Annotated in this window: 7 protein-coding genes and 1 CRISPR repeat array; of the genes, 4 read left to right on the top strand and 3 right to left on the bottom strand. The window is 35.2% G+C overall.

The window, feature by feature from the left end; genetic code table 11:
* Positions 1-99: 99 nt before the first annotated feature.
* Positions 100-1,191: a CRISPR direct-repeat array (repeat unit 36 nt; unit sequence GTCATAATTCCCCTGCAACCCTTGATGTGATATGAT).
* Between the two features lie 372 nt (positions 1,192-1,563).
* The 3 genes from cas2 to cas9 are packed head-to-tail and all read right to left on the bottom strand — an operon-like array spanning position 1,564 to position 6,011.
* A complete protein-coding gene (cas2, locus tag ACPYKA_RS05750) occupies positions 1,564-1,872 on the bottom strand; it encodes a CRISPR-associated endonuclease Cas2 (RefSeq protein WP_479541431.1) in 309 nt (102 codons plus the stop codon).
* A 4-nt stretch (positions 1,873-1,876) separates the two neighbouring features.
* A complete protein-coding gene (cas1, locus tag ACPYKA_RS05745) occupies positions 1,877-2,779 on the bottom strand; it encodes a type II CRISPR-associated endonuclease Cas1 (RefSeq protein ID WP_479541430.1) in 903 nt (300 codons plus the stop codon).
* A complete protein-coding gene (cas9, locus tag ACPYKA_RS05740) occupies positions 2,769-6,011 on the bottom strand; it encodes a type II CRISPR RNA-guided endonuclease Cas9 (RefSeq protein WP_479541429.1) in 3,243 nt (1,080 codons plus the stop codon). The genes cas1 and cas9 overlap by 11 nt, the downstream gene beginning before the upstream one ends.
* 393 nt (positions 6,012-6,404) lie before the next feature.
* Between cas9 and ACPYKA_RS05735 the strand changes: the two genes are divergently transcribed.
* Genes ACPYKA_RS05735 through pglX form a run of 4 tightly spaced genes read left to right on the top strand, consistent with a single transcriptional unit; the run spans position 6,405 to position 14,741 of the window.
* Positions 6,405-7,013 (top strand): DUF1819 family protein, encoded by a 609-nt coding sequence (locus ACPYKA_RS05735; RefSeq protein WP_479541428.1) that lies wholly within the window; start codon positions 6,405-6,407, stop codon positions 7,011-7,013.
* Entirely contained in the window at positions 7,013-7,591 is a 579-nt protein-coding gene (locus tag ACPYKA_RS05730; RefSeq protein ID WP_479541427.1) for a DUF1788 domain-containing protein, read from the top strand. The genes ACPYKA_RS05735 and ACPYKA_RS05730 overlap by 1 nt, the downstream gene beginning before the upstream one ends.
* 22 nt (positions 7,592-7,613) lie before the next feature.
* Positions 7,614-11,159 carry a BREX system P-loop protein BrxC gene (brxC, locus tag ACPYKA_RS05725; RefSeq protein ID WP_479541426.1) on the top strand — a complete coding sequence of 1,182 codons (3,546 nt, stop codon included), beginning with the start codon at positions 7,614-7,616 and terminating at the stop codon, positions 11,157-11,159.
* 51 nt (positions 11,160-11,210) lie between these two features.
* On the top strand, positions 11,211-14,741 hold the full coding sequence (pglX, locus tag ACPYKA_RS05720; protein WP_479541425.1) for a BREX-1 system adenine-specific DNA-methyltransferase PglX: 3,531 nt from the start codon (positions 11,211-11,213) through the stop codon (positions 14,739-14,741).
* Positions 14,742-14,764: the final 23 nt, after the last annotated feature.

Below are 14,764 nucleotides of genomic sequence, written 5' to 3'. Positions count from 1 at the left end.
GAAAGTGCATTTTGCGAATACTAGGAAGGCAAAGAAGTATTTAAAAAGATAAACAGTTAGCCCTTGTTTCCGAACAAGGACGGAATAACGCAATCTTCTGTCATAATTCCCCTGCAACCCTTGATGTGATATGATACTTAGGAAGGACAAAAGATGCAGTGGCTGGTCATAATTCCCCTGCAACCCTTGATGTGATATGATTTACACGAAAGATGAGGTCGATTTATTTGTGTCATAATTCCCCTGCAACCCTTGATGTGATATGATAATCGTAGACGCGAATACGCGAGCGGTGGTGTCATAATTCCCCTGCAACCCTTGATGTGATATGATCTCATTATTAGACTCTACAGAGCATAAAGAGTCATAATTCCCCTGCAACCCTTGATGTGATATGATATGCTATGCCTTCAAGTTATGCTGATGACAGTCATAATTCCCCTGCAACCCTTGATGTGATATGATCTATGCGGATGAGGGGACGCCTATTAATCGGTCATAATTCCCCTGCAACCCTTGATGTGATATGATATGCGGAAGAATATGCGGATGAGTATTCTAGTCATAATTCCCCTGCAACCCTTGATGTGATATGATCCTAAACCTTTACGTAAACTCTCCGGGCGGGTCATAATTCCCCTGCAACCCTTGATGTGATATGATCATTCCTCATAATGTCCGCCGACAGTATCTGTCATAATTCCCCTGCAACCCTTGATGTGATATGATCTTCGACGAAGAGCTCGGATTGCGCGCCGAGTCATAATTCCCCTGCAACCCTTGATGTGATATGATCCACGCACGATCCTTTATCCAAATTATTACGTCATAATTCCCCTGCAACCCTTGATGTGATATGATATTTTAATGCCTACAGAAAAGATGTCAGAAGTCATAATTCCCCTGCAACCCTTGATGTGATATGATGCACGAAAGAATGGTAAGTCCACAATGCTTGTCATAATTCCCCTGCAACCCTTGATGTGATATGATCAGGATTTTTAGCTAAAAAGTGAAATTCATGTCATAATTCCCCTGCAACCCTTGATGTGATATGATCAAATCGGCGTGTCTTGCTTTCCTTGGCACGTCATAATTCCCCTGCAACCCTTGATGTGATATGATCGTGAGAGGAATCGCACGACACCACGATAGGTCATAATTCCCCTGCAACCCTTGATGTGATATGATACATGCCTTGGAAACCCTTGATACTTCCCCGTTTCAAGGGTTTTCTTTTTTAAAAAAAATTATTTTTCTCGTAGAATATGTAAAAAATAAGTAGTTTTATTTTCAAAATCTTTCAAAATAATTAATAGTTTTAAAAAAGCAAGTCGAAAAATCACGTAGAAGCTCTACGTGATTAAGTGAAGATTTTGTTTTAATTTATTTATATCTTATATATTCTATCTTGTTAATAATTTATTTCATTTATATCTTTTTTACCGCATGATTATTAGTCATTTCTAAGCGATAAACATACTTTTGTTTAAGTTTCAAATAATATTAGAATCCACTTTCCCTACAACTAGAATGTACAAACGAATATATTAAGAATGTGTGTTAAAAGAAATCCACTTTATTTGTACCTAATTCTTCTTCTATTGTTTTCGTTCCCAATAAAATTTCCATCTTTTCATATTGTTTTTCTGTAATTGCCAAAGAACGGATTGCTCCTTCAACTGGCGGAATATGTTCTTTCAAACGCCGCAAATGCTTTTGCACATTATCTTGACCATTGCAAATGCGGCTATAAACTGAAAACTGCAACATCGTATAGCCGTCTTGCAATAAAAATTTTCTAAATCTGGTATATTCTCTTCTTTCTTTTGAAGTTGTAACCGGCAAGTCGAAAAAAACAATAATCCGCATGTATCTACTCATACGTATGAGCTGATAAATTTACGAGTTCAGGTAAAATTAATAGTTTTGCATCTCGCTGCCGGCATGCAGATACATAGCTACTAACCATACGATCAACTCCATGTGTTACAGATAATCTTTCATTGCTCCAACCCGCTTCAATTTCTAAAACTTCGAAAAGATGCTTTCTAACTTCAGTAGACCATTCTGTTTCTGCATCAACATTATACCTAACCACAACATCAACAAATGGTCGCAATACCTCAATAAAATCATCAGCTAAATTAAATGCATTTAATTTACTATCGTGAAAAACCCCAATACTCGGTGTAAAGCCGTAACGTACTAATGCACGCGCGACTAGAGAACGAATAATACTATATCCATAGTTTAATGAAGTATTAAATATATTCTCCTTCCGTCGTTGGAAGCCTAAACCGAATAATAATTCAAAGTACAATTTTGCAGCATAAGCTTCTCTATTTGTTCTATCCCCTGACTCTACACTTCTACTAATTGAATATAGCTTTTCTGCTTCTTCTCCAAAATGTAGTAATTCCAAACAACGTGCTTGATTTTCTATTTTTCGGATCACAATCTGTTGCCAAATTCGTTTTTTAAAAGGCTTATGAAGCCCCATTTGCATTTCTAAAACCGATTGTTGTCTAGAATGCCTGTGAAATGGTTGAACGATTCCACTCGGCATTCTTTTTCTGTCACAAACAATCATTTCTACATGGTATTCAGTACATTTACTCAATAATGCATGTGTCACTGTGATTGCTGGATCCTCTAATGTAATTGTGCAAATATCTTCTAACGGAATAGACACTTTTTCATCTTGTTTAATGACTAGTTGTTCATTACTGGTAGACAACTTTGCTGGTTTCCGTATTACAAGATGCCTATAAGACATGGCGCTTTTCCTTATTCACTTTATAGAGGTTTCCTAATGGATCAACTTGGTATTTTTCAAATATTTTTAATCCTTGAGAACCGACAGCATCCTTAAAACTATTTTTATGATTAATAAACTTTATTTGTGCTGTTGCAGTGTGTGGGCCTGTATAATAAAACATCCCTTCCGTCCACGAGACACTTTCGCCATTATTTGTTTTGGATTTCTTTTCTCTAGGCATTTTAATTTTAATTACATCATTTGCATACAGACTAAACAGGAATTCAAAATCGTTTGTTATATCCACCCATTCTTCATAAGGTTTCCTTTGGGTTATAAATTTTTCCGGCATCCTCCCTGCCAACACATCACTCACATAAACAGGAGCCAAATAATATTTACCAGTCTCCTTATGCCTGAAAACTTCCGTTCGTACTATACTTGCATTTGCAGCGACCGCCTTGTCTCCTAATGGCATCGCACGGTTAACATAATCCTCTATTTTCACACTTCGTATAATCGGAGCATTTTCGGGATTTTTCGCTGGTTTATATAATGGCTCAGCAAATGCCTTACTAGCATTACCCCCATATTCCAAATAGCGCTCTTTTATCGCATTATACGTACCTGGGTCAGATTCTTTCCCATACATATCAAAGTCCCCGGTCTTCTTGTCAAATGGAATATTTTCCAATCGTGTCTTCGTAACCACCCTCATTAATCCTCTTTCATTATACCCGCGGTGTCTCCTTACAGTTTCTGCATGAATCTGTCCCTTCACTGAACGTTTAGGCATTCTTGACACGAAAATCGGCTCTACTTCATTCATAAATTCCTCATCATAACTATCCAAGGCTAAACTCTCTAAAGCAAGCTTCAACTGACTTGGGTCTTGTATTAAGCGTGCCTCAAGTTCGCGTCTAAACCCTTCCCACGGTTCTGGAAAATACTCTCCTTCTCTTCTTAAAAGCTCTGCCACATGAACTTCCCTATGTTTAAAATAATTGCTAACTTGATGTCGGAATGGATGACTTACCCCAACGATTACTGCATCTATTGCATGATGCAAATCATTCTCTGCTCTGTTTTTATTAAAACCCCAGCGCTTCCTCATCAATGAAGTATATGCACCATTCACTGAATAGACGTATTGCCTTCTACTTTCTATTTTTCGGAATTGTAAATTATCTTCTATGAAACTCTTTAAAAATCGAGTAATATATCTTGTATCATTCAAATGTCGCGCCTTAAATTCTTCTTCCTGTTCTCCATCAAAGTTTTCTTTCAGTAATAAATTCTTTTTCTTTCTGCTCACTTTAAGTGCATTTACATAAGAAATATATTCGTTCCATCTAGTATCATCAGGCCCAAACCATTCGAAAGGAGTACGGTTTTGTTTATTTTGGTTTTCTCGTGCAAGTACTAAAACTTTATTATTATTACTATCATCAAAACTTCTGCTATACGGGATAATATGGTCAACTTCTGCATATCCGGTTGAAAACAATCTTTCCATTGGAATCTCTTTCAATGAATACGCACATTTTCCATCTTGTTCTTGCCATAATTTATATTTTAATATGTCGTGTCCTCGTGGATTACTCATCTCAGGATGAAGTTCTCGAATATGCTTTCGTGCTTGATCATTAACTGTTCTATTTTTTGAGAACAGATTTTCAATCTCGCGACGCTCACGATAAGGTCTTCCCATCTCCCGAGCCAATTCTATGTATATAGCTGATGGTGATCCATATCTCTTTATAATGCTATTAACTACTTTTCTTGTTTGTGATAATGCACGAATAACAACTGGATTAGCAATCTCATCGGCTGGAATAACTGGAAGTAACTTCTTCTTCTCGTTTCCAACCCGTTGGTTAAAATTGTATCCCGCCTTTTCACAAGCTTTATTATATTGATATCCCTCTTCTACAAAAGGTAATATACGATTCAGCGCTTTCAACGATAAATGTCCAAATTGAGAAAAGTCCAAATAAAGCAGCTCTTCTATCAATTTATCATCATACGCTCTATTTGCTAGATTTCTAATCTTTCTACCATTGCCGCTAACATATTCATTTTGCAAATAGGCTCTAGCATCTTGATCATCTTTATAGACCGTCACTGCATAAGCAATCGTATCGTAATCAATCGGGCGATAAGAATGCATTAATGTCTTACCTTCTACTGCTTCAATAATCTTCCTGATTTGATAAGTTCCTTGTAAAGATAAAAAAACTCTGTTTTCATTCTGTGCATTTGTCTTACTAAAATCATAAAATAATTCATTAAAACGTTCATCCTCTTGAAGCTTCAATGCTTTTCTTAACTGGCTATATTTCACTTCTTTTTTATCCAACATTAAATTCAATGCGGCGATTTGTTCCTCAGAAGTTAATGACCGCTGTGGTGCGTTACTAGAAATAATTTTCAACCGATTTAATTTATCTAAGGCTCGGAATCTCTCAAATGTATAAGAAAATTTGGGGGCCCGCTTCTCCCCTCTTTCAAACGTGCAATTTCCAATCTTTTTGAATATATCATCTGCAGTGGAAAATGGTCGTTGGGAAGACCAAATACGCAAATACTCCTCCTCATTCTCTTGAGTGGCAAAAGGTTGTCCTAATTCACGTTGCGTTTTAAATACGAGACGAATTTCTTCTTCAATTTCACTTCGGGCAATCACATGTGAGTAATCCCCACCTTTATTTCGTTTCCTTCCTTCAAACTTTTCATCCATACAAAGCATTTCTGCCACAGTACGGTAGCCTTTTTCTCTCATTAAATCTGCATTTGCTTTTACTGCCTGTAGTAAAGCACCGCCCTCGCTCTTTTCATCTTTTGTTTCACTCTTGCGATTCGACTTAAATCCACGATTTTTCGCATAGTGAATTAAAATTCTAGCAAATTCGCGGTCTGTTAGTTTGCGCTCAATACCATTTACTCGCAAAATCCATAAATCAATATCCCCATCCTGCCAGTCGTACAATTTCTCGACTTCTACTCTTGACAGCAATCCTTTTTCAATAAAAAAATGTCTGATTCTACTGACTCGATACCGTCTTCTTCGTATCGTCCTCCTACTAGACCTTGCTTCTCGTCTCGGCGTTGCAAGTGAAGAACCGTCTTTCGGATTTTCAGCAGCATCAAACATACGTACATTCATTGCTTCTATTCTGTTTTTGTCTTCATTAATAACTGCCCAACCAACAGATGTAATTCCAATATCTAACCCGATTGAATATTGCACAGCTATCATCCTTTTTTCATATTTTTTATTTAGTAAATTCAAAAAATCTATAAAAAAAAGACTAAACTAGTAGTCTTTGGTTTCTTAATAAAATGGGGAACTCCACATATAAGCGGAGCTAGGCGATCCCCAACGCCACGGCTTCATGCCTTATCATAATAACCCTACGAAGCCCTTGATCTGATATGATTACGACTTTCCCCTAAGTCGTTGTGACTATTATATTACCTTATTTTGCATAAGTCAACATATTTTACATTCTTTTTTGGAAACATTTACATTTTCATGTCATTCTATCTCTTTATATGTTTGTTACACAATAAATTTTTTCAGATAAAAACATAAATATGATAAACTAGTAAGTACTATAATGGACCATGGAGATGGATTATTTTGACAAAAAACTGGCGATATCGATCTACAATTAAATCTAGACCCTTTTTTTACTTCGAAACGAAAAAGCTTGCAAAACTTATTTTAGAAGGGTTTAACGATTATGAAATTCGTAAAAAAGTAACAGAAGAAAACATCCTGCAAATAAATAATTTAACGAGAAGAAAAGAAGTTGCAGCAGTAATTCAAAAACGTCTCCACATACTTGATGAATTTTTATTAAAACAAATTCTACATAATTCAGTCGAAACAAGTAAAGCAATTGTCCTATACTCTATCATGAAAACGGACCGATTATTTTATGAATTTATTCATGAAGTCGTCTACGAAAAAATTCTCATTCGTAACCAACTTTTAAAAGATTCTGATCTAGAAACTTATTTCGAAACAAAAAGGACGCAAAGTGAAATCGTTGCTTCTTGGAAAGCTTACACTATCTATAAATTAAAACAGGTGTATAAACGAGTTCTTTTTGAAGCAGGGATTCTAGAACAAGAAAAGCAACATCACACAATCGTTATTCCAATCATCGATCCTGCTGTTATTGAACATATCAAACAAATAGAAAATACACCTTTTATCCACGTTGTGCTAGGAGGAGGTAACTAATGCGAACTATTTATGACAGATTAATTGAAATCATTCCCAAAATAACTGATCCAAGTTTTAAGGAAAGTAAAGGGTTAGGTAAAGAAGTTGGCTATCATATATTTGATTATGATCCTAAAGACGAAATGACTGTCCGAAAACATATCCCTTACATCAAAAAAGAAATAAGTGAAAAACATCAATCCCTTTCTATCATTGAATGTAACTTATTTAAAATCGTCCTTCAAATATTGGAGGACAAAGGTTACTTAGAGAAAAATTTTACGATGGAACAAAAACGTAGCAGTAATTTTGTATTAAACGCAACGAGAAAATCGTTAAGACTAACACTTGAAAATGATCTAGTTATTAACCACATAAGAAATCAAGCTAAAAACCATGATATTCTTTTCATCACAGGAGTCGGTGAAGTTTTCCCGATTATTCGTTCACACGTCATCTTAAATAATATTCACCGTGCAGTTGATGACCAACCGGTAATTATGTTTTACCCGGGAAAATATAGTGGACAGGACTTACAGTTATTTAGTGAAATTTCGGATGGGAATTATTATCGTGCCTTTAGACTAATTGATTAGATGTTTAACAGGGGGAAGAAAAATGCAAATTAAAAATATGTTTGATCGTCAAATTGACCGTGAAATAAAAGGAGTTATAAAAGTTGGCCAAGACGATGATCAAAATATCAAGCAAGAACTAGAAGAATATGTTGTCACAGAAGAATTACATAAACATATTGGCCAATTTTTTGCTGCTTACAGACGAGGTCTAACTGAATCAACTGATAAAATAGGTGTATGGATTTCAGGTTTCTTTGGATCCGGTAAATCACATTTTCTTAAAATCTTATCCTATTTAATAGAGAATAGAAATATATCCGGAAAATATGCAATTGAATACTTTGAAAATAAAATTTCGGATCAACAAATTCTAGATAACTTAAGACATGCAGGTAATACCCCGTCGGACGTTATTCTATTTGATATCGATGCAAAAAGCGAATCTGATTCCATGGCTGGACAAGACTCTATTGTCATCGTATTAAACAAAGTTTTTAATGAAATGCAAGGATTTTGTGGTGCTATTCCATGGATTGCTGAAATGGAACGGAAAATGCAGCAAGACGGTACATATGAAGCATTTAAAAATGCATTTAACGACCATTCCGGAAACACTTGGGAAGATGCACGGGAAGATTTTTATTATGAAGAGGATGCAATAATAAAAGCTTTGACAGAAACAACACAAATGAGTGAAGAAGCTGCACGAAATTGGTTTGAACGAACGGAACAAGAATATTCTATCAGTATCGAACGTTTCGCTTTACGCGTAAAAGAATATATTGATAATCAGGAACATCCAAACCACCATGTCGTTTTTTTAATTGATGAAGTCGGTCAGTATATTGGTGATGACTCTCGTGCAATGCTCAATTTACAAACAATCGTTCATGAACTTGGACGTCAATGTAAAGGTAAAGCGTGGATCGCTGTTACGAGTCAAGAAGATATTGATTCCGTACTAACAGTTAAAGGAAGTGATTTTTCAAAAATTCAAGGCCGCTTCGATACAAAACTAAGTCTCTCAAGCGCCTATGTCGATGAAGTAATCAAAAAACGAATTTTAGCAAAAAATAAAGCGGGCGCGGACATATTGGGAGAAGTATACCGCGAAAAACAATTTGTACTACAAAGCATCCTAACTTTTCCTGATAGCAAAGTCGAAATGAAGCAATTTACCAATCAGACAGACTTTATTGATGTATATCCATTCGTTCCATATCAATTTAATTTACTGCAAAATGTCTTTACGGCGGTAAGAATTCACGGGGCATCCGGGAAACATTTAGCGGAAGGAGAAAGATCCCTACTTAGTGCATTCCAAGAGTCGGCCATTGCTTTTTCCGATAAGGAAGTAGGTACACTTGTCCCCTTCTCTTCTTTTTACGAAACAATTGAGCAATTTTTAGATTCAAGCATTCGAACGGTAATTATCCGAGCAGGCAAAAACAAACATCTAGAAGCCTTTGATATTAACGTGTTAAAACTATTATTTTTAATTAAATATGTTAAAGAAATCCCAGCTACTCTTGAACATATTGCAACATTACTCATCGACCATATCGATACAGATAAACTAGTATTAAAAGAAAAAATCGAAAAATCACTTGTTCGTCTTATCGATCAAACATTAATAGAAAAACATGGAGATGAATATGCGTTTTTAACGAATGATGAACAAGATGTAAACCAAGAAATTAAAAACATACACATTGATTCAGGAAATGTCATTGAAAAAATTGGTGAGAAAATTTTTAGTGAGATTTATCCCGACAAAAAATATCGTTATTCCAAGCAGTACGATTTTTCGTTTAATACGATAATCGATGACCGTCCAATCGGAACGCAATCACATGATATTGGTATTAGGGTGCTTACCGCTTATGCAGATGTTCATCTTGACTATAATGATGCGGAACTTAAAATGATGTCCATGAGAGAAAATAACGTCATTGTTAAATTACCACAAACGACGGATTATCTAGACGAAATGGAATCCGCCCTTAAAATAGATGCATATTTACGGATGAATAGTGGAACAGCAATTTCTCAAACGATTGAAGACATTAAAATGAAGAAAACAAGAGAATCCAATGAACGGAAAGAGCGTGTAACAACTTATTTAAAGGCTGCGTTAAAAGATGCGGAAATTTTCGTGAAGTCACAGCAGCTTGACATTGTGAAAAAAAATCCAATTGATCGAATCAATGATGCATTCCATATTCTCGTGAAAACAGAATATCACAAAATTGATTATATCGAGACATTTATCCAGAAACCGACAGACTTAGAAGCCCTTCTATCGTCAGATCAGATGAGTATGGAAACAATAGAAGAAAATAAGTTAGCGCGGAATGAAATGAATCATTATATTACTAGGCTCTCTGATCGCAATCAGGCGATGACGATAAAAAGTGTTACAACCCATTTTGAACAAAAGCCATTCGGCTGGCTTGAACTTGACATTAAATCATTAATAATTGAGTTGTTTAAAGAGCAGGAGATCAAATTACAACTTAACAGTGCTGATTTGCGACTCAGCGATCCTCAGTTTATTGATTACATAACAAAACGGCAATATGTTGAACGAGTGATTGTGAAAAAGCGTGAACGGATCTCTCCGATATTAATAAAAAATGTTCGTGATCTAAGTACTGACTTATTTAATATCGCATCACTTCCGACAGATGAAGATAATCTACAATCAAAATTTAAAGAGTATCTGCAATTAGAACTGGAAAAGATAAAAGATTTATTACTCAACTATCGTCATCATCGCTATTATCCTGGCGAAAACATTTTAAAAGATGGTCAAAAATTGATGAGTGAGATTGTAAACATTCAAGACACGACTACCTTTTACAATAAAGTCCGTGAATATCGTCATGATTTACGTGATTTTGCTGAGGGCTCAAAAGAAATATATCATTTCTTTAAACATCAGCGATCTATTTTTGACGATGCACATAAAAGAATCTTAATTTATGAGAGGAATCATACATTCATCACTGACGCAGCGCTTGAGGAAATTTACTCAACTATACAGAAAATCGTTAAACATGCATCACCTTATGGACAAATTAAAAAATTACCAGCTCTATCTCAACAATTTGATGAATTGTTTATGGAAATTATTGAAGCTGAATGTGAACCAGTAAAAGCAGCCATTCGTCGTGATAGTGAATTTATCCAAAATGAGTTAAAAACCGATGAACAATTAACACGGAAATTTGCGGGTACATTCAAAGCACAGTTCTACAGACTAGAAGAACGACTTGACACTGTTCAAAATATTTCTGAAGCAATTGCAATGGAAGCAGAAAGTGACCGACTAAAAGTACGTTGTATGGAAATAATCGATCAGTTTATGGAAGAGCAAGAACGGAAAAAAGCACCCACTCAGACTAAGGATGATAAAGATAACTATGTAGCACCAAAAAGAAAAACAAAAACATTAAGCAAAAATCAAATGATTAAAGGAACACACTCCTTTCACTCTGAAACGGACATTGATTTATTTTTGGATGATTTACGTAAGAAGTTGATCGAAGAACTTGATGAAAATACGACAATAAATTTGGTATAACGGCTTTGGGTAGACGTTTGTCTACCCCTCTACATATAGGAGGAATTACAATTGGATAAAGGGGCTATTAAAAAGTTTGCCACAACAGCTCGCAAAAAACTTCTTGCAGCGGTAAAACAACGGGCTTTTGAACTTGGAATCACGGAAACCGAAACCCAAGAACCCGAAGTATTCGAAGATGGGTTTCGAATAAATAATCATTTTTTTCGCAAGCAAGAAATGGAGCAGCGAGACCATTTAATTAAAAAAATTAATCAAACAAGTTTTGAACATGTAATTGATGAAGTTGCCTATACATGGTTCAACCGCTTCATTGCCATTCGCTTTATGGAAGTAAACGACTTTTTACCTACTGGAATTAGAATGTTTTCTTCTCTTGAAGCAGGTAAAACCGAACCAGATGCCTTAACAGAAGTGGACTTACTTATCGACGAATTGGACCTTGATAAAAATTACATATACGAATTACAGGATGAAAGTGATAATAATTCTCTATTTAAATACATTCTCATCCAACAATGTAATCAGCTTGGGAAAATGATGCCACTTGTATTCGAGGAAATTACCGGATATACCGAACTCCTTCTTCCTGATTATTTGTTTGCCGAAAAGTCAGTTATTCATGATTTAATTACAATAATTAAAGAAAAAGATTGGACAAGGGAAGTTGAAATTATCGGTTGGCTTTATCAATATTACAATGCGGAGAAAAAAGATGACGTTTTTGCCGACTTGAGAAAAAACATAAAAATTAGTAAAGAAAATGTCCCTGCCGCAACACAGTTGTTTACACCTAGATGGATCGTCCAGTATATGGTGGACAATTCACTTGGACGCCTATGGGTGGATTCTCACAATGATGGTGAGTTACAAGAAAAGTTACCTTATTATTTGGAAAGTGCTAAGCAACCTAAAGAAGTTATAAAAGAATTAGAAAGAATTACAAATAAAAACATCGATCCCGAAACAATTACCTTTTTAGACCCTTGTATGGGTTCCGGGCATATCCTCGTCTATGCATTTGAAGTCTTATACGAAATTTACTTATCACAAGGATATCGGGATCGTGATATACCAAAACTTATTTTAGAAAATAATTTATATGGACTAGAGATCGATAAACGTGCTACACAGCTTGCCTATTTTGCACTCATAATGAAAGGTCGTCAATATAATTCACGAATGTTTGATACACCTGTTAAATCTAATGTACTTGCCATTACCGAAAGTAATGAAATAACAACGGAAGATATGGATTTATTTATTGGAGACGATGAATCGGTCCGTGATGATGTTGAAACGATAGTAGAAATTTTTAAAGATGCAAAATTATATGGATCGATTATTGAAGTGCCAGAAATAGAGCTTAGTCGATTAAGGGTACGAGCTACAGAATTAAAAGAGCAAGATCACACAGATTTATTTGCACTTGAATTTATCGAGTACTCCCTCCCTATTATTGAGCGTTTAATTGATCAAGCAGAGTTACTGCAGAAGAAATACGATATCGTTGTTACGAACCCACCGTATATGGGAAGAAAAGGGATGAACCCGGAATTAGTAAAGTATGTTAGAAAATATTATAAAGATGCAAGTGCAGATTTATTTGCAGTATTTATGGAAGTAGCAAGCCGTTTTGTAAAAGATCATGGATTTCTCGGAATGATTAATCAACATGCTTGGATGTTCTTATCTTCCTATGAAAAATTGCGAAAACATACGTTGAGAAATCACCAAATCTATTCGATGGCTCATTTAGGTACAAGAGCATTTGCCGAAATCGGCGGTGAAGTAGTTCAAACAACTTCATTTGTTATGAGAAAGAAAGTGATCCCAAATTTTGTTAGTACGTTTATAAGGTTAGTAGGGGAAAATGATACTAATAAAAAATCAAAGAATTTCTTTAATCCCGATTGTTATTATTACAAAAAACAAGATGAATTCAGAAAAATTCCGGGGATCCCGATTGCTTATTGGGCAAGTCAAAATGTAATTAACTTATTTGAAAATAATAAAAAAATCTTGGATTTCCTCAATGGTGGGAATGGAATGACAACTGGTAAAAATGACTCGTTTTTAAGAATGTGGTTTGAAGTCAATAAAGAGAATTTATATTTAAATGCAAAAAGTACCGAAGATGCTGTAAGCTCTAAAAAAAAATGGTTTCCATACATTAAAGGAGGTATTTTTAGAAAATGGTACGGAAACTTAGAACACATTGTTAACTGGGAGAACGATGGAGAAGCAATAAAAAAAGAGGGAAGATGTTTTTTAAGAAACCAATCAAATTACTTTAAAGAAGGAATTTCTTGGTCCAAAGTAACTACTAGTAATTTTTCTGTAAGATATAGTCCTTCTGGTGCTTTATTTGATGTGGCTGGAATCTCCCTTTTTAATGAATCTAAATTAAATATTGAACTATTTCTAGGTTTTTTAAATTCTAATGTTGCAAATCATCTAATTAAATTACTAAGTTCAACTATTAATTATGAATCTGGAACTATAAAATCGTTACCTTTTATAATGCAGGAAAAAAACATAATACACGTGGTTGATCAAAACATCTCCCTCTCCAAATCCGACTGGGATTCGTTCGAAACCTCCTGGGATTTTAAGAAGCATCCGTTTCTTGAGTTCAAACAAGATGCTACGAAACTGGAGGATGCATATAAAAATTGGGAACAAGAAGCGGAGCATCGTTTTAATACATTAAAAGCTAATGAAGAAGAATTAAACCGTATCTTCATCGACCTTTACGGATTACAAAATGAGTTGACACCTGATGTCAAGGATAAAGATGTTACGGTGAATAGAGCAGATCAAGAACGTGATGTTAAATCTTTTCTTTCCTATCTCGTCGGCATCATGTTCGGTCGCTACAGTTTAGATGAAGAAGGTCTTATTTTTGCTGGTGGAGAATTTGATTTAAATAACTATGAGACTTTTAAACCAGATAAAGACAATATTATCCCGATCACCGATGAAATGTACTTTGAAGACGATATTGTCGGTCGGGTTATCAAATTAGTTAAACTTATTTTTGGTGAAGAACATATAGAAGATAACTTGGAGTTCATTGCCGATACTTTGACGAGAAAACGAAACGAGACTGCAAGAGAACGTATCAGAAGATATTTTCTAAAAGAATTTTATAAAGACCATGTTAGAACATACCAGAAGCGCCCGATTTATTGGCTCATTGATAGCGGTCGTCAAGATGGGTTTAAGGCATTAGTTTATTTACATCGTTACAAATCCGATCTCTTATCACGAGTACGCACCCAGTACTTGCATCCACAAGTTAAAAAGTATGATGATGAAATCAGTCGGTTGAACTTAACAATGGAGTCAGATGTTTCACAGGCAGAAAAAACAAGAGCAAGAAAAACGAAAGAAAAAATTGAAAAGCAAATTCTTGAATGCCAAAGTTATGATCAAGTCATTGCTCATATGGCTCATCAACAAATTGAACTGGATTTAGATGATGGTGTAAAAGTAAACTATGCAAAATTTCAAAAGATCTCAGTCCCACAGGGCGAGGGAAAGCCAGCTTTAAAGGCAAATATCTTTGCGAAAACATAAAACTATTGGTTTTTATTGGAATT

Source organism: Pseudogracilibacillus amylolyticus (SeqCode), from assembly GCF_051918545.1.
Classification (GTDB): domain Bacteria; phylum Bacillota; class Bacilli; order Bacillales; family Amphibacillaceae; genus Pseudogracilibacillus.
The sequence above is the reverse complement of the archived record's forward strand: the minus strand, read 5'-3'. Positions and strand labels throughout refer to the sequence as shown.